The organism is Streptomyces cellostaticus (genome assembly GCF_001513965.1).
Classification (GTDB): domain Bacteria; phylum Actinomycetota; class Actinomycetes; order Streptomycetales; family Streptomycetaceae; genus Streptomyces; species Streptomyces cellostaticus.
Window position 1 is genome coordinate 65,251 of record NZ_KQ948024.1, and the last position, 15,398, is coordinate 80,648.

The 15,398-nt window shown below is 71.0% G+C and carries 16 protein-coding genes and 2 tRNA genes; 12 read left to right on the forward strand and 6 right to left on the reverse strand.

The window, feature by feature from the left end; all coding sequences use genetic code 11:
* Positions 1-111 precede the first annotated feature (111 nt).
* From AQI88_RS20245 to AQI88_RS20255, 3 genes are all read left to right on the forward strand, one after another.
* Positions 112-483, forward strand: coding sequence for a hypothetical protein (locus AQI88_RS20245; protein WP_067001127.1), 372 nt, complete (start codon positions 112-114; stop codon positions 481-483).
* Positions 484-617: 134 nt separating this feature from the next.
* Positions 618-1,187: a bifunctional DNA primase/polymerase gene (locus AQI88_RS20250; protein ID WP_067001130.1), complete on the forward strand. Its 570-nt coding sequence runs from the start codon at positions 618-620 to the stop codon at positions 1,185-1,187.
* A tRNA-Lys gene (locus AQI88_RS20255) sits at positions 1,178-1,251 on the forward strand. Before AQI88_RS20250 ends, AQI88_RS20255 begins: the two co-directional genes overlap by 10 nt.
* Positions 1,252-1,337: 86 nt before the next feature.
* Here AQI88_RS20255 and AQI88_RS20260 read toward each other — a convergent pair.
* Positions 1,338-2,552 (reverse strand): M6 family metalloprotease domain-containing protein, encoded by a 1,215-nt coding sequence (locus tag AQI88_RS20260; protein WP_067001715.1) that lies wholly within the window; start codon positions 2,550-2,552, stop codon positions 1,338-1,340.
* A gap of 361 nt (positions 2,553-2,913) precedes the next feature.
* Here AQI88_RS20260 and AQI88_RS20265 point away from each other — a divergent pair, with 361 nt between their 5' ends.
* Positions 2,914-4,725 (forward strand): putative bifunctional diguanylate cyclase/phosphodiesterase, encoded by a 1,812-nt coding sequence (locus AQI88_RS20265; protein ID WP_067001133.1) that lies wholly within the window; start codon positions 2,914-2,916, stop codon positions 4,723-4,725.
* Here AQI88_RS20265 and AQI88_RS20270 read toward each other — a convergent pair.
* From AQI88_RS20270 to AQI88_RS20280, 3 genes are all read right to left on the reverse strand, one after another.
* Entirely contained in the window at positions 4,704-5,792 is a 1,089-nt protein-coding gene (locus AQI88_RS20270) for an LLM class flavin-dependent oxidoreductase (protein ID WP_067001136.1), read from the reverse strand. The two genes, AQI88_RS20265 and AQI88_RS20270, sit on opposite strands and share 22 nt — an antisense overlap.
* Positions 5,793-5,934: 142 nt before the next feature.
* Positions 5,935-6,666 carry a maleate cis-trans isomerase family protein gene (locus tag AQI88_RS20275; protein WP_067001139.1) on the reverse strand — a complete coding sequence of 244 codons (732 nt, stop codon included), beginning with the start codon at positions 6,664-6,666 and terminating at the stop codon, positions 5,935-5,937.
* Complete coding sequence (locus tag AQI88_RS20280; RefSeq protein ID WP_067001145.1) at positions 6,663-7,478, reverse strand: maleate cis-trans isomerase family protein; 816 nt, start codon at positions 7,476-7,478, stop codon at positions 6,663-6,665. Before AQI88_RS20280 ends, AQI88_RS20275 begins: the two co-directional genes overlap by 4 nt.
* Positions 7,479-7,604: 126 nt before the next feature.
* Between AQI88_RS20280 and AQI88_RS20285 the strand changes: the two genes are divergently transcribed.
* Positions 7,605-8,558 carry a D-2-hydroxyacid dehydrogenase gene (locus AQI88_RS20285; RefSeq protein WP_067001148.1) on the forward strand — a complete coding sequence of 318 codons (954 nt, stop codon included), beginning with the start codon at positions 7,605-7,607 and terminating at the stop codon, positions 8,556-8,558.
* A 16-nt stretch (positions 8,559-8,574) separates the two neighbouring features.
* Positions 8,575-9,981 (forward strand): amidase, encoded by a 1,407-nt coding sequence (locus AQI88_RS20290; protein WP_067001151.1) that lies wholly within the window; start codon positions 8,575-8,577, stop codon positions 9,979-9,981.
* Positions 9,982-10,008: 27 nt separating this feature from the next.
* Here the strand turns inward: AQI88_RS20290 and AQI88_RS20295 are convergent, their stop codons facing one another.
* The gene (locus AQI88_RS20295) at positions 10,009-10,503 is read right to left on the reverse strand and encodes a DUF3830 family protein (protein WP_067001154.1); all 495 of its coding nucleotides are present in this window, start codon (positions 10,501-10,503) and stop codon (positions 10,009-10,011) included.
* Between the two features lie 46 nt (positions 10,504-10,549).
* On the opposite strand from AQI88_RS20295, the gene ehuB reads away from it, so the two are divergent.
* The 6 genes from ehuB (at position 10,550) to AQI88_RS20325 (ending at position 14,754) form a co-directional block, all read left to right on the forward strand.
* Positions 10,550-11,476: an ectoine/hydroxyectoine ABC transporter substrate-binding protein EhuB gene (gene ehuB / locus AQI88_RS20300; protein ID WP_067001156.1), complete on the forward strand. Its 927-nt coding sequence runs from the start codon at positions 10,550-10,552 to the stop codon at positions 11,474-11,476.
* Positions 11,473-12,192 carry an ectoine/hydroxyectoine ABC transporter permease subunit EhuC gene (gene ehuC / locus AQI88_RS20305; protein WP_067001159.1) on the forward strand — a complete coding sequence of 240 codons (720 nt, stop codon included), beginning with the start codon at positions 11,473-11,475 and terminating at the stop codon, positions 12,190-12,192. The genes ehuB and ehuC overlap by 4 nt, the downstream gene beginning before the upstream one ends.
* Positions 12,189-12,839, forward strand: coding sequence for an ectoine/hydroxyectoine ABC transporter permease subunit EhuD (gene ehuD, locus AQI88_RS20310; protein ID WP_067001162.1), 651 nt, complete (start codon positions 12,189-12,191; stop codon positions 12,837-12,839). Before ehuC ends, ehuD begins: the two co-directional genes overlap by 4 nt.
* Positions 12,829-13,611 (forward strand): ectoine/hydroxyectoine ABC transporter ATP-binding protein EhuA, encoded by a 783-nt coding sequence (ehuA, locus tag AQI88_RS20315; protein WP_067001163.1) that lies wholly within the window; start codon positions 12,829-12,831, stop codon positions 13,609-13,611. Before ehuD ends, ehuA begins: the two co-directional genes overlap by 11 nt.
* Before the next feature lie 223 nt (positions 13,612-13,834).
* Positions 13,835-14,593 (forward strand): IclR family transcriptional regulator, encoded by a 759-nt coding sequence (locus AQI88_RS20320; RefSeq protein WP_067001164.1) that lies wholly within the window; start codon positions 13,835-13,837, stop codon positions 14,591-14,593.
* 87 nt (positions 14,594-14,680) lie between these two features.
* Positions 14,681-14,754: transfer RNA gene (locus AQI88_RS20325), tRNA-Lys, on the forward strand.
* On the opposite strand, the gene AQI88_RS20330 is transcribed toward AQI88_RS20325, so the two are convergent.
* The coding region (locus AQI88_RS20330) for an AMP-binding enzyme (RefSeq protein ID WP_159050366.1) at positions 14,720-15,398 on the reverse strand (679 nt) is incomplete at its 5' end. The genes AQI88_RS20325 and AQI88_RS20330 overlap by 35 nt on opposite strands.

Genomic DNA, 15,398 nt, shown 5'->3' on the forward strand with positions numbered 1-15,398 from the left:
AGCACGCAGGACTTCCGGCAACCCTGAGGTCCCCTTGCCCCCACGCGAGACAATGGACGGTGGCCCACCGGAAGGCGGTGCCCACCGGACCGTACGAGGAGGAGAGAAGACATGGCGGAGCCCACGCCGCGTCGGCATGAACCGCGGCTACGCCCCGCGCCCCTGATCTTCGAGCCGGCGGAGGCGGCCGCCGATCCCGAGCACTTCTTCGACCTGGAGTCGATCGAGGATCCGCGGGCGCTGCTGGCCCGGGCGACGGAGCTGACCCAGGCGTTCCGTGCGGCGGCCGACCGGGCCGTGGAGTTCCAGGCCATCGCGGCGGCCCAGCTCGCCGACCCGCGCCGCTTCGACCGGCTGACCCCGGCGGACATCGCCGAGCGGGCGGAGTGGACCGAGGACTACGCGAAGCGGATGGTCGAGTTCGGACGGGATCTGATGCGGGGCGTCGACGCCGAGGGCCGCTCGCCCGTCGATCCCGTCTAGTCCTGGTCCTAGTCCGGCAGCCCTGCGCGGCTGGCATATGCCGGGCGGGCAAGATACTCCTCTCTGCCCGCTCCTGTCCCGGCTTTCCGCAACTCAGGAGAGTCACCTGCTCACGACCGGTACATGTAGTCGGCATGAGCAGCACACCCCATGTCACCTGTGCCACCCCCGACGGAACCGCCTGGCTCGCCTCGGCGGGAACGTATCCGCGCAGCACGCTCGCCCTCTGGCAGGAGCACCCGGACGCCCCGCTGGTCCTGCCCTGCGGCACCGTCTTCGACGTGGTGAGCGCCCCCGCCATCTTCGGGCGCCGGATGCTGGACCGGTTATGGGACGAGGGGCCGGGATCCGGGCCGGTCGCGATGTTCCGTGGCCGCATGCTGCTGTTCGCCGCCCCGGGCACGGCCCAGCGCCTGCCCTCGCTGCTGGCCTGGGAGGAATGGGGGTCCCACCGTACGGAGGCCGTGCCGCCCCTGCTCTGTCACGGCACCGGAGACGCGGTGACCGTCCCGGCGCTGGGCGGCGGCGAGTCCCCCGGCGGCTCCCGCTGGCTGGTCGCTCCCGACACCCGTCACCCCTGGCTGCCCGGCCCCGAGGTCGTGCTCTGGGCGGCCGTCCGGGCGGCCCGCGCTGCCGTGCGGATTTCGATTTTTCCTCCCGCCGAGCAGGATGCTAAGGTCTACGACGTCAGCAGGCGCCGCTAGCTCAGTTGGTTAGAGCAGCTGACTCTTAATCAGCGGGTCCGGGGTTCGAGTCCCTGGCGGCGCACGTGACGACGGCGGGTCGGTTCGAAAGAATCCGGCCCGCCGTTTTCGTATACCTTCGCACTGCCTCGGTATACGGACGACGCGCGCTCAGCCCACCACCCCCGGCGTGATCTTCACCGTCCACGCCCCGGACGCCGTCCGGTCCTCCACCTCCACCTTCACGCCCTCCCCGGGCACCGTGAAGCTCTCCCCTAGGGAGACCGGGGCGTCGGCGAGGGGCGGATAGACCGAGTTCTCCCAGCACCCCTCGGTGTGCGGATGGGCGTCCACCACCTCGACCGGGCCGCCGCCGGACTCCGCGCCGCCCTGCACCCGGTAGACCAGGACCCCCTGTCGGCAGACCGCGGGGTCGTTCCCGGCCGAGCCGCGCGCCTCGAAGGCCAGCGCGCTGTCCGGACCGGTGCGCACGACCGCCAGCTTCGCGCCGTGACCGAGGCCGAAGGCGGGAGCGCCGGCCGTGCCCTGCACCGGGACGCCCGGACCGGCCTCCAGGGGCTCCAGGGTGAGGCGGGTCGGACCGGCCCCGCGCACACACACCACCTGGCGCGGATCCAGCCAGCCCAGCTTCCACTTGTGCCAGGCGAACAGGTCCGGGGACAGCCCGAACTGACTGCCCATCAGATCCCAGTCGCCGACGTAGGTGTCCCAGTCCCCCTTGCCGTCGACCGGGCGGTGATAGAGGTCGGGGAGGTCGAAGACGTGGCCCGTCTCGTGAGCGAGGACCAGATGGTCGGGCGGGTGCCTCTCGAAGACCGTGACCACCCGGCGCACATCCGTTCCGTCCACATGCATGGGGGTGTCGAGGTTGACGACCTTCGTCGCGTCGGAGTCCACGCCGGGCGCGTCCGGGTCGGCGACGAAGTAGACGACGTCGTAGCGGGAGAAGTCGACCTCCTTGTCGGCCACGGCGAAGGCGTCGCGCAGGTAGGCGGCCCGGTCGGTGGCGCTCCAGTCACGTTTCATGGCGTACGAGGCCGACGGCTGCGGCATGCGCAGCCAGTGCCCCAGCGGATGCGGGCGCAGCGTGAACCTGCCATAGGAGGCCTGCGCGAAAAAGCGGCTGGTGGCCGGGAAGTGGTCGGCAGTCAGCTCGGCGGGGGTGGCGTGCGGGACGGCGTCCGGGAAGGAAAGGAAAATCATCACAGCGTCAAGCGTGCCGGTCGGGCGGGTGTAGTCGGGGTTCCAGGTGTCCACCCCTTCCGAGTGATGGACCTCGCTCCGGTGCAGGGAACAGGGGGCCGTCGAGAAGGGCTCGGCGACCGACGGGCCGGTGAGGATCGAGGTCGCGGCGAGCGCCGACATCGTGGTGAACACGGCGGCGGTGCTGCGCAGCTTGGGCACGAAAGGACCTCCGGATGCGGTTCGCGGGACACCGCATCCAGATTGTGGGACTTTAGTGATGTTCGCCCTGTTTGCCTGAACCAGAAGGGTGAGTGCGCCCGTTTGTGCGCCGGTGCGCTTCCATAACCGACACCCCGAAACACTCACGGAACGTCACAACTGGTCGGGGGCCTGATGAACCCGTCCAGGTGCGAGCAGAAACGATCTGTCAGAACCTGTGGTCTGTCCGGGACACTGGAGAGTGGCTGGAAGGGCCCGGGGCCAGCCTCTATGATCGGCACACTTTCCGGCACGGACCATCGAGTGCACGCGGGAGCGAGCGGTGAGCGGAACGTCCGAAGGGCCGACGCCCGTGGCAGACCTCGACCGGTCAGCCGTCACAGACAGTGATCACAACACCTATCACCGTGTCTTCGCGACCGCCCCGCTCTCCATGGCCGTCGTCGATCGCGAGGGTCTCGTCGTCAGCGCCAACGCCACCTTCGGCGAGCTGCTCGGCACCGACCCGGAGGCCCTGCCCGGGCGGGTCGCCGCCGACCTGGTGGACCTGGCCTCGGACGCCCGCACCTGGCACGCCTACCGCGAGGTCCTGCGCGGCCGGCAGGCGAGGCTGCGCTGCACCCGCCGGCTGAAGCATCCCGACGGGCACTCGGTGTGGGTGCAGGTCACCGTGTCACCGCTGGCGGGCGACGGGCCCGGCGTGCTCGTGTCGGTCGCCGACATCAGCGCCCGCCGCGAACTCCAGGCTCGGCTGCGGCACTTGCAGATGCACGACCCGGTGACCCGGCTGCCCAACCGCACCCTCTTCTTCGAGCGCCTGACGGCCGCCCTGGAGGCGGATTCGTACGAGCTGAGCGGCACCGGCCGGATCGGCCTGTGCTACCTGGACCTGGACGGCTTCAAGGCCGTCAACGACACTCTCGGCCACCGGGTCGGCGACCGGCTGCTCTCGGCCGTCGCCGAACGGCTGACCCTGGTCGCCGACGAGGCCGGGTACGCCCGCGCCGGCGCGCCCCTGGTGGCCCGGCTCGGCGGCGACGAATTCGCCCTGCTCGTCGAGGACTCCACCGGCACCGAGCAGCTCGCCGACCTCGCCGAGTCCGCGCTGAAGGCCCTGGAGGCACCCTTCGACCTGGCCGGGCAGCGGCTGTCGTTGACGGCCTCCATCGGCGTCGTGGAGCGGCACGCGGCCGGTACGACCGCCACCGGGCTGATGCAGGCGGCCGATACGACCCTGTACTGGGCGAAGGCCGACGGCAAGGGCCGCTGGACGCTGTTCGACCCCGAGCGCAACGCGCACCGCATGACCCGCCAGGCCCTCTCCTCCACCCTCCGCCCCGCCATCGATCGCGACGAGTTCGCCCTGGAGTACCAGCCGTTGGTGGGCATGGAGGACGGCCGGCTGAGCGGGGTCGAGGCGTTGATCCGCTGGAATCATCCTCAGTTCGGCACACTGACGCCGAATCGGTTCATCGGATTGGCGGAGGAGGACGGTTCGATCGTGCAGCTGGGCCGCTGGGCGCTGGCGACCGCCTGCCGGCAGGCCCGGCGCTGGCAGCTGGACAACCCCGGTGAGCAGCCGATCTTCGTGAGCGTCAACGTGGCGGTCCGTCAGGTGTGGGACTCGGATCTGGTGGCGGACGTGGCGCAGACCCTCGCCGAGACCGGACTCGCCCCGCACCTGCTCCAGCTGGAGCTGACCGAGTCCGCGGTCATGGGCTCGGGGGGCCGCCCGCTCCAGGCCCTCCAGGCCCTCAGCGACATGGGCGTACGCATCGCCATCGACGACTTCGGGACCGGCTACTCGAACCTGGCGTATCTGAGCAGACTGCCGGTGTCGGTGCTGAAGCTGGACGGCTCCTTCGTGCGCGGCTTCCAGTACGAGGGCGACAAGAGCACGGTGGCCGTGCCGCCCAACGCGGCCGACGAGGTGATCGTGGAGGCGATGATCCAGCTGGCCCACCGTCTGGGCCTGACGGTCACCGCCGAGTGCGTGGAGACCTCGGCGCAGGCCACGCGGCTGCGCCGGATCGGCTGCGACACCGGACAGGGCTGGCTGTACTCCCGCCCGGTGCCGCCGGATCGTATCTCCGAGCTGCTGGGGGAACAGGCCTACGCGGTGGGCAAGCCGTAGGCGTCCGCGATCAGTTCGTAGGAGCGCAGCCGCAGTTCGCCGCGGTGGGCGTGCGAGGTGAGCATCAGCTCGTCGGCGCCGGTGCGCTTGTGCAGGTCGTCGAGGCCGGAGCGGACCTCGTCCGCCGTGCCGTGCACGATGTTGCCGGTCCAGGAGGCGACGAAGTCCTCCTCCATCGGGCTGAACTCGTGCCTCTCGGCCTCCTCCGGGTCCGGGAAGAGGCCCGGGCGGCCGGTGCGCAGCCGGATCATGTTCAGCGCGGTGGCCCGCACCTGGCGGCGGGCCTCGCGCTCGTCGTCCGTGGCGAGGGCGGAGACGCCGATGAGGGCGTACGGCTCGGGCAGCACCGCGGAGGGCCGGAAGGTCTCCCGGTACAGGTCGAGGGCCGGGATGGTGTTCTGCGCGGAGAAGTGGTGCGCGAAGGCGAAGGGCAGCCCGAGCAGGCCGGCCAGGCGGGCGCTGAAGCCGGAGGAGCCGAGCAGCCAGAGGGGCGGGCGGTGCGGGGACTGGACCCCGCCGGGGCTGCTGCCCTGCACCGGACCCGGAATCGCATGGATCCGCCGGTACGGATGCCCGTCGGGGAAGTCGTCGTCCAGGAAGCGGGTGAGCTCGGCGAGCTGCTGCGGGAAGTCGTCGGCGCCCTCGGTGAGGGTGTCGCTGCGGCGCAGCGCGGCGGCGGTGGCCCCGTCCGTACCGGGCGCCCGCCCGAGCCCCAGGTCGATCCGCCCCGGCGCCATCGCCTCCAGCGTGCCGAACTGCTCGGCGATCACCAGCGGGGCGTGGTTGGGCAGCATGACGCCGCCCGAGCCGAGCCGGATGCGGTCGGTGTGGGCGGCGAGGTGGGCGAGGATGACGGCGGGCGAGGAGGAGGCGACGCCGGGCATGGAGTGGTGCTCGGCCACCCAGTACCGGTGGAAGCCGCGCGACTCGGCGAACCGGGACAGCTCCACGCTGGTGCGCAGCGCCTCGGTGGCGGTACTGCCCGCGCCGACGGTCACCAGGTCCAGTACGGAGAGGGGGACGGGGGCGGTGCCGTGCGTCGCGCCCCGGATCTCGTCTGCCGACACGGTGTATGCCTCCTGTTTTCCGGCTGTGAGCTGTCCTGCCGGGGCTAACAGGAGGCAGTCCCCGTTTATTCCGACGGGGTCGGGCGGGGGTGAGCGAGGCGGGGTCCGGGGCGGAGCCCCGATGGCCGGCCGGTCAGACCTGTCAGACCTGCACGATCGGCTCCCTGGTGAACAGCTTCCCCAGTGCAGGAGCGTTCACCCGCCGGTCGGCCAGCCGCAGCCCCTCCCACACCGACACCTGGTTCGCCGTGAGCACGGGCTTGGACAGCGCCTTCTCCAGCAGGCCGATGTGCGCTGCCGTGTGCAACGCCGTGTCCGGCAACAGCACGGCCTCCACGCCGGAGGCGTCCGCCGTACGCGCCAGCGTCAGCACCTCCTCCTCGCCCCACGTGCCCACCTCCGCGGCCGTGACGATCCCCGAGGAGCGCACCCCGTTCACCTCCAGCCCTCCGGCCCGCAGGAAGTCCGTGAACAGCGCGGCCACGTCCTCCGGGTAGGTGGCGCCCACGGCGACCCGTCGTACGCCGAGCTCCCGCGCCGCGTGCACGAAGGCGAAGGACGTCGAGGAGGCCGGCATCCCCGCCAGCCGGGCCAGCGTCCGCACCTGGCTCTGGGCGCCCTCCCAGCCGTACACGAAGCTGCCGCTGGTGCACGCCCACACCACCGTCTCGGCGCCGGCCAGCCGCAGCTGCTCCATGCCTGCGGCGAGCCGCTCGGTCGAACCCATCTCGCGCAGCGCGTCCACCCGGTGCGCGTCCTCCCCGATGTCGGTGTGGACCAGCTCCACCCGGATGTCGCTGCCCAGGAGCTGCTCGATGCGCGGATAGTCGTCCTCGCCGGAGTGGCCCGGGTAGAGGAATCCGAGTGCGGTCATGTCAGCCCTTCTCCGTGTTCCTGGTGGTCCTGGTGGCCTTGCGCTTCTTCCGGCAGTACGGGCCAGGCACGCGCGGCCTCGTCCAGCAGCGCCTGATAGGGCCCCACGGCCCGGGTACCCATCCGGCGCAGCGCAGCCCACATGGTGACCTGGTTGGCCGACAGCACGGGGATGCGCAGCTCGGCCTCCAGTTGGGGGATCACGTCGTAGGTCGGAAGGTTGGTGCACGAGATGAAGAGCGCATCGGCCGCGCCGGGGCGGGCCGCGCGGCGGGCCATCGCGACCACGTCCCGGTACGGCACCTGCCAGATGCGCCGGGTCAGCCCCATGAAGGAGCAGCCGGTTACCCGGATGCCGGCCTCGGCGACGTACCGCTCCAGGGCGCGGGTGACGGACACCGTGTACGGGGTGACGAGGGCGACCCGTCGTATCCGCAGTTCCTCCAGTGCCTCCAGCAGCGCCCCCGAGGTGGTGACCGAGGGCAGCGCGTCGCCGGCCCCGCTCATCGCCGCGCACATCGCCCGCTCGCCGGCGATCCCGCCGACGAAGCTGCCGGAGGTGCAGGCGTAGGCGACGACCTCGGGGGCGACGGCGCTGAGCGCGCGCACCGCCTCGCCGAGCGTCTCGTGCTCGCTGACCAGCCGGGCCAGGTCCAGGCTGACCTCGACCGGCACGAACGGCGTGCGGGTCAGGTGCAACGACACCTCGTCGGGCACCCAGCGCCACAGCTCGCGGTCGAGGGCGAAGTCGAAGGGGGCCACGACAGCGACACCGCGCTGCGGGCGGGGGCCGCCGAGAAAAGAGACGTCCATGGCAGCACCGGCCTCACGCTGAGAGAAGAGGGGGCAACGGATGGTGGATACGCCCGTGTTGACGAAGGTAGGTTCGGGTGCGAGCGTGGTCAATCCGTGCATGTCAGACGCCCGGAGCCGCCCCGTATGACGCCGACCCTGCCCACCCTCCTGGTCCTCGACGCCGACCCCCCGCCCCGGCTGGGCCGCCTCACCGGCCGGGCCCGGATCGTGCACACCGACGCCGCGCACCTGGCCGAGCGGCTGCCGGAGGCGGACGTGCTGCTGGTCTGGGACTTCACCTCGCACGCCGTCCGCGAGGCCTGGCCCGGGGAGGGGCCGCGGCCGCGCTGGGTGCACACGGCGAGCGCGGGTGTGGACCATCTGATGTGCCCGGAGCTCGCCGCGTCGGGCACCGTCGTGACCAACGCGCGCGGGATCTTCGACCAGCCGATCGCCGAGTACGTGGCCGCCCTGGTGCTGGCGGTCGCCAAGGACCTGCCGCGCACGCTGGAGTACCAGCGCGAGCGGACCTGGCGGCACCGGGAGACCCGCCGGGTGGCGGGCACGCGCGCGTGCGTGGTCGGCTCCGGGCCGATCGGCCGGGCGATCGGCCGCACGCTGAAGGCCCTGGATGTCACGACGGCGCTGGTCGGGCGGGTGCCGCGCACCGGGGTCCACGGCCCGGGCGACCTGGAGCGGCTGATCTCCCGCGCGGACTGGGTGATCGCCGCCGCGCCGTTGACCGAGCAGACGTCCGGCATGTTCGACGCCCGCCGGTTCGGCGTGATGCAGCCCTCGACGGTCTTCGTGAACGTCGGCCGCGGGCAGCTGGTCGACGAGGACGCGCTCGCCGAGGCGCTGCGCAGACGCTGGATCGCGGGCGCGGCCCTGGACGTCTTCGCCGCCGAGCCCCTCCCCGAGGAGAGCCCGCTGTGGGGTCTGCCGGGTCTGATCGTCTCTCCGCACATGAGCGGGGACACGGTCGGCTGGCGGGATGAACTCGGACTCCAGTTCGTGGAGTTGTACGAGCGGTGGGCGGCGGGCAGATCACTGGTGAACGTGGTCGACAAGAAGCGTGGTTACGTACCGGGCCACTGACCCCCCAGGAGGGTGCATGCAGCTCACCGACCTGACCGCCGTACAACTCCTCGACGGCTACCGCAAGGGCGAGTTCAGTCCGGTGGAGGCGACCGGACAGGCCCTGGAGCGGGCGCGGCGCATCCAGCCGGAGGTGAACGCGTTCGTGCGGCTCACCGAGGAGGACGCACTGGCGCGCGCACGTGAGTCGCAGGAGCGCTGGCGGCGCGGTGAGCCGGCCGGGCTGCTGGACGGGGTGCCGGTGACCGTGAAGGACATCCTGCTGCTGCGCGGCCACCCCACCCTGCGCGGCTCGAAGACCGTCTCCGAACAGGCGGGCTGGGCCGAGGACGCGCCCTCCGTCGCCCGCCTGCGCGAGCACGGCGCGGTCTTCCTCGGCAAGACGACGACACCCGAGTTCGGCTGGAAGGGCGTCACCGACTCCCCGCTGACCGGCGTGACCCGCAACCCCTACGCCCGCTCCCGCACCGCGGGCGGCTCCAGCGGCGGCAGCGCGGCGGCCGTCGCACTCGGCGCGGGCCCGCTGTCGCTGGGCACGGACGGCGGCGGCAGCATCCGCATCCCCGCCGCGTTCTGCGGGATCTTCGGGCTGAAACCGACGTACGGCAGGGTGCCCCTGTATCCGGCGAGCCCGTTCGGCACCCTGTCACACGTGGGCCCGATGACCCGGGACGCGGCGGACGCGGCACTGCTGCTGGACGTCATCGGCGCACCCGACGCCCGCGACTGGTCGGCGCTGCCGCCCGCGCCGGGCTCCTTCACAGCGGCGCTGCAGGGAGGCGTGCGCGGGCTGCGGGTGGCGTACTCCCCGTCCCTGGGCGGCCAGGTCGCGGTCCGCCCGCAGGTCGCGTCGGCGGTACGGCGGGCGGTGGCCTCCCTGGCGGACCTCGGCGCGTACGTCGAGGAGACCGACCCTGACTTCAGCGAGCCGGTGGACGCCTTCCACACCCTGTGGTTCAGCGGCGCGGCCCGGCTCACCCAGCACTTCTCGCCACGCCGGCGACAACTGCTCGACCCCGGCCTGCGGGAGATCTGCGCGCAGGGCGCCCGGTACAGCGCGCTGGACTACCTGGCCGCGGTGGACGTCCGCATGGACCTCGGCCGCCGGATGGGCCGCTTCCACGAGCGGTACGACCTGCTGGTCACACCGACCTTGCCGGTCACGGCGTTCGAGGCGGGCGAGGAGGTACCGAAGGGCTCGGGACTACGACGCTGGACGGGCTGGACGCCGTTCACGTACCCGTTCAACCTCACGCAGCAGCCGGCGGCGACGGTCCCCGTGGGCACCGACGGCGACGGGTTGCCGGTCGGCATGCAGCTCGTCGCGGCCCGGCACCGGGATGACCTCGTACTGCGGGCTGCGCATGCGCTGTACGAGGCGGGGGTGGTGGCGACACCGCCGGTCGACGCCATCGTGGCCTAGCGCCGGAGAAGGGTCGCGGAACGCGGATCAAGCCCGCCGGAAAGCCAGCCTCTCCCCCGCCGCCCCCGTCCGCCACAGGTCGTTGCAGGCCTCGGCCATCGCCTCCAGGCCCTCCACCACCTGCCCCCACACGATCCCGGGCACCCAGCCCACGTCCGCGTTGAGCAGCAGGTTGTTGCGTTCGTAGAAGAGGGCCAGGTCGACGACCGTGGTGCCGGGGCGGAGGTCGCGGTCGTAGCCGTAGGCCTTCGTGGCCAGTTCGGTGCCGGTGAAGGAGAAGTAGCAGAGGTCGCCGGGGATCGGGGTGACCGTCGGGTTTTCCAGTGGGGGTTCCGTGGAGGCGAACGGCGGGAAGAGGGCGTAGATCTCGTTGCGCGCGTACTTGGCGTGAAAGACGTCGCCCGCCAGTGGCAGGGCCTCCCATACCGCCGTGCAGGTCAGGGGGGCGCGGTCATCCAGCAGTCGTGCGGTGCAGTGTGTGTCCCGCTTGTCGAGCGAGACGGTGACGAATCGATCGGCCATGAATCCAGGGTGCATACGACGGGTGCGCTTGGGTAGCCGCGCCGCCATGGCTCCACCACTTGGGAACGACGTACACACAAAACGGTTGGAACACAGACGCAGCAGGCGCTCGGTGCTCTCGGGTGCCGCGGCACTCGGTGCGGTGGGCGCGCTGGGTGCCGCGGGCTGTACGCGGGTGGCCTCGGCGTCGGGCGTCAGGGGCGGCGACCTGCTCGCGCGGCTGCGCGCGCAGGGTGTCGTACGGCTCGGGATCGCCGGTGAGATCCCCTTCGGGTACATCGACAAGGACGGCCGTCTCACCGGGGAGGCGCCCGAGCTGGCGAAGGCGGTCTTCAAGCGGCTCGGCGTGGACCGGGTGCAGCCGGTACCGAGCGAGTTCGGCTCGCTGATTCCCGGGCTGAAATCCCAGCAGTTCGATGTCGTGGCCGCCGGGATGTACGTCAATCCCGAGCGCTGCCAGCAGGTGATCTTCGCGGATCCGGACTACCAGATGCTGGATGCGTTCATCGTCCGGAAGGGGAATCCGAAGGGGCTGCACTCCTACCGGGACGTGGTGGAGAAGAAGGCGAGGTTCGCCACCGGGACCGGGTACGCGGAGATCCAGTACGCGGTCGAGGCCGGGTACAAGCAGAGCGACATCCTGATCGTCCCGGACCAGGTGGCGGGGCTGAACGCCGTCGAGGCCGGGCGCGTCGATGTCTTCGCCGGTACGGCGCTCACCGCCCGCGAAGTGGTGAAGAAGTCGGGCAAGGCGGAGGCCACCGCGCCCTTCGCACCGCTCGTCAAGGGCAAGCCGCATGTCGACGGGGGCGCGTTCGCGTTCCGGCTGGGCGAGACGAAGCTGCGGGACGCCTTCAACGTCGAGCTGCGCAAGCTGAAACGGAGCGGCGAGCTGTTCCGGATCCTGAGGCCCTTCGGCTTCACCAAGGCCGAGATAACGGACCTCACCGCGAAGGAGCTGTGCGGCGGATGACCTCGGGGCTCTGGGAACTCGTACTGAGGGGCGTGTGGACCACCGTCCAGTTGCTGGTGTTCGGATCGCTGCTGGCCACGGCGGTGTCCTTCGTCGTCGGTGTCGCGCGCACCCACCGGCTGTGGATCGTGCGCTTCCTCGCCGGCTTCTACACCGAGGTGTTCCGCGGCACCTCGGCGCTGGTGATGATCTTCTGGGTGTTCTTCGTGCTGCCGCTGGCCTTCGGCTGGCAGCTGGTGCCGATGTGGGCGGGCACGCTGGCGCTCGGGCTGACCTACGGCGCCTACGGCTCGGAGATCGTGCGCGGCGCGCTGAACGCGGTCGACCCGGCGCAGAAGGAGGGCGGCATCGCGCTCGGCTTCACGCCCTGGCAGCGGCTCAGGCTGATCGTGCTGCCGCAGGCGGTGCCGGAGATGATCCCGTCCTTCTGCAACCTGCTGATCGAGCTGCTCAAGGGCACCGCGCTGGTGTCGGTCATGGGCATGGGCGATCTGACGTTCAGCGCCAACCTGGTGCGGCTGGCCCTCCAGCAGAGCGCGGAGATCTACACGTACGTGCTGCTGATCTACTTCGCGATCGCCTTCGTGCTCACCCGGCTGATGCGCTCTGTGGAGAAGCGGCTGAAGGCAGGGGCCGGCAAGGAGGCCGGCACGTTCTCGGCGGAGCGTGAGCTGAAGCGTGCGCAGACGACCGGAGTTGGGGGGCGTGTCGCATGAAGTGGGACTGGAACGCCGTGAGCGACTTCATGCCGGAGTTCTGGCACGGGTTGCTGGTCACCCTGCAGATCCTGGCCCTCGGCTCGCTGCTGTCGTTCACCCTCGGCCTGGTGTGGGCGCTGCTGATGCGGACGCCGAGCCGGTGGGTGCGCTGGCCGGTCGGGGTGGTCACGGAGTTCGTGCGCAACACCCCGCTGCTGGTGCAGCTGTTCTTCCTCTTCTACGTGCTGCCCGAGTGGGGCCTGACCTTCTCGGCGCTGGCCACCGGGGCCTTCGCGATCGGCCTGCACTACTCGACGTACACGATGCAGGTCTACCGGGCCGGTATCGAGGCGGTGCCCGTCGGCCAGTGGGAGGCGGCGACGGCGCTGAACCTGCCCCGGCGGCGGACCTGGACCGCGGTGATCCTGCCGCAGGCGATCCGCCGGGTGATCCCCGCCCTCGGCAACTACGTGATCGCGATGCTCAAGGACACGCCGATGCTGATGGTGATCACCGTGCTGGAGATGCTCGGGCGGGCCCGGCTCTTCTCCCAGCAGCACTTCCAGTTCACCGAGCCCCTGACCGTGATCGGGGTGGCCTTCATCCTCATCTCCTACCTGGCCTCCCTTCTTCTGCGAGCCCTGGAGCGACGCCTTGTCCGTTGAGACCCGTACGAAGTCGTCCGTCACCGACGCACCGTCCTCCGAGCTGATCCGGCTGGCCGGCGTCACCAAGCGCTTCGGCACCAACACCGTCCTGGACCAGCTGGACTTCTCCGTCCAGCCCGGCAAGCACGTGACCCTGATCGGCCCCTCCGGCTCCGGCAAGACCACGATCCTCAGGCTGCTGATGACCCTCACCAAGCCGGACGAGGGCACGATCACCGTCGACGGGCAACAGCTCTTCCCGGCGCCGGAGAAGCAGATCCGGGAGGTCCGCAAGAAGATCGGGATGGTGTTCCAGCAGTTCAACCTGTTCCCGAACATGTCCGTGCTGCGGAACATCACCGAGGCGCCGGTGCAGGTGCTCGGCATGTCCCGGGACGAGGCCGAGGCGCGGGCGCGGGAGCTGCTGGACCTGGTGGGGCTCGCCGACAAGTGCGACGCACGGCCCACCCGGCTCTCCGGCGGCCAGCAGCAGCGGGTGGCGATCGCCAGGGCGCTGGCGATGCGGCCGCAGGTGCTGCTGCTGGACGAGGTGACCTCCGCGCTCGACCCCGAGCTGGTCGCGGGCGTCCTCGATCTGCTCAGGGACATCGCGCGCAGCACCGACATCACGATGCTGTGCGTGACCCACGAGATGGGTTTCGCCCGGGACATCTCCGACCAGGTGCTGATGTTCGACTCCGGGCGGGTCATCGAGTCGGGCCCACCGGAGAAGATCTTCAGCGATCCGGATCAGGACCGCACCCGGGAATTCCTCAGCGCAGTGCTGTGACTACGCGGTGTGAAGAGGGGAAGTTACCGAGGTCCGAGCAGTGGGTGATGACCCTGACATATGCCACCGGGTCTGCGCCCCAGTTGGGAGGGGTCGGCGAGGACCACAATCTCGCCAACACCCTCTCCCCAACGGCCCTTTGCCCGTTATCGTGGTAGGGATCCGCCGACCGGATTGAGCGGCCGCTTCTGCGGTCACAGACAGGCGAGCGCAGGGGGAAACCGTGGCGCTGATGCACGAGCCGACCGCCCCGAACCACTCGGCCCAGGACGCGCTGCGCGTCCTGGAGACCGTGGCCCGTCACCCCGCCGGTGTCACCGACACCGAGGTGGCCCGCCGCACCGGCCTGCTCCCGGAGCGGCTGACCGCCCTGCTGCGCATGCTGCGCCGCGAGGGCTATGTCGAGCAGATCACCGACGGGGCGTACGTCACCGGCGACACCCTGCGCCGCCTCACCTCGGCGCACGACCGGGAGCGGGCCCTGCGCGACAAGCTCCAGCACACGCTGGACCGGCTGCGGGACTCGGTCGGCGCCGCCGTCTACATGAGCCGGTACGTGGACGGCGAGGTCACGGTCACCCAGTACGCCGCCGGTCCGACCACCCCGGCGGTCAACGAATGGGTCGACTTCCGCTACTCCGCCCACGCCACCGCCGTCGGCAAGAGCCTGCTGACCCAGCTGGACCACAACGCCCGCCGCGACCATCTCTCCCGGCACAAGATGGCCCGCCTCACCTCGCGCACCATCACCAGCGACAAGCTGCTGCTCTCCCGCCTGGAGTCCCAGCCGGCGACGGTGCCCGTCCTGGACCTCCAGGAGTACGCGATCGGCACGGTCTGCGCGGCCGTCCCGATCACCGCGGGCTCATCGGTGGGCTGCCTGGCCCTGTCCCTCCCGGTGGAGCACGCCCACCGCCTCCGCCAGGCCGCGGACGCCCTGAACCGGAACGCGGCACCGGTGCTGCTGTCCCTGACGATCTAGTCGGCCCGCGGGTGGTCACGAGCACCCCTGAAGACCGGGTAGTATTTTCTTCGTCGCCGGTCGCGGAAAGCGGAAGGCGGGAGTCATGCGCCGCTAGCTCAGTTGGTTAGAGCAGCTGACTCTTAATCAGCGGGTCCGGGGTTCGAGTCCCTGGCGGCGCACAGATGAAGGGCTCTTCGCGAAAGCGAGGGGCCCTTCGACGTCTTCCCTGGTCAGCGTCCGGTACGCCCCCTCCCCCGGCGGCCGCCACCACACCGGGTCGGCACACCGGAACCCCTCACGCCTGAGCAGTGCCCGGTGGATCTTGTTGGTCGCCGTCACCGGCATCCGCTCCACCACCCGCACAAACCGGGGCGCCATCTTCGTGCCCAGGTCGGGCTGGGCCGCCAGGAACTCGGCGAAGCCCGCCGGATCGAAGGAGCCGGCGATCGTCGCCATCACCTGGTCCCCGGTGACCGGATCCGGCACCCCGTACACGGCGACGGCCACCGCGCCCTCGTACCGGGCGACGATGTTCTCGATCATCGCGGCGGCCAGGTTCTCCCCGTCGACCCGGATGCGGTCGTCGGTACGGCCCGCGAAGTACAGATAGCCGTCGGCATCCCGGTAGAAGAGATCCCCGGTCCAGTACGCACCTCCCCCACTCCCGGCTTCGCTCGAGCGCGGGGACCCCCATCGGCGCCGCTCGGCCTCGGCGGCCGGATTCCTCCAGTACCCCTCGAAGCGATGGGGCCCCCGGTTCACCAGCTCGCCTATGGCCTCATCGCCGTTGACCAGCCGACCGCCCGCATCGAAGACGGCCGCC

Coding starts and splice junctions, on each gene's coding strand:
- AQI88_RS20260 (WP_067001715.1), bottom strand. CDS start 2,552: ATGTCGGCGCTCGCCGCGACCTCGATCCTCACCGGCCCGTCGGTCGCC.
- ehuB (WP_067001156.1), top strand. CDS start 10,550: ATGGCTCCACCACTTGGGAACGACGTACACACAAAACGGTTGGAACAC.
- AQI88_RS20290 (WP_067001151.1), top strand. CDS start 8,575: ATGCAGCTCACCGACCTGACCGCCGTACAACTCCTCGACGGCTACCGC.
- AQI88_RS20245 (WP_067001127.1), top strand. CDS start 112: ATGGCGGAGCCCACGCCGCGTCGGCATGAACCGCGGCTACGCCCCGCG.
- AQI88_RS20250 (WP_067001130.1), top strand. CDS start 618: ATGAGCAGCACACCCCATGTCACCTGTGCCACCCCCGACGGAACCGCC.
- AQI88_RS20285 (WP_067001148.1), top strand. CDS start 7,605: ATGACGCCGACCCTGCCCACCCTCCTGGTCCTCGACGCCGACCCCCCG.
- ehuD (WP_067001162.1), top strand. CDS start 12,189: ATGAAGTGGGACTGGAACGCCGTGAGCGACTTCATGCCGGAGTTCTGG.
- AQI88_RS20295 (WP_067001154.1), bottom strand. CDS start 10,503: ATGGCCGATCGATTCGTCACCGTCTCGCTCGACAAGCGGGACACACAC.
- AQI88_RS20280 (WP_067001145.1), bottom strand. CDS start 7,478: ATGGACGTCTCTTTTCTCGGCGGCCCCCGCCCGCAGCGCGGTGTCGCT.
- AQI88_RS20275 (WP_067001139.1), bottom strand. CDS start 6,666: ATGACCGCACTCGGATTCCTCTACCCGGGCCACTCCGGCGAGGACGAC.
- ehuC (WP_067001159.1), top strand. CDS start 11,473: ATGACCTCGGGGCTCTGGGAACTCGTACTGAGGGGCGTGTGGACCACC.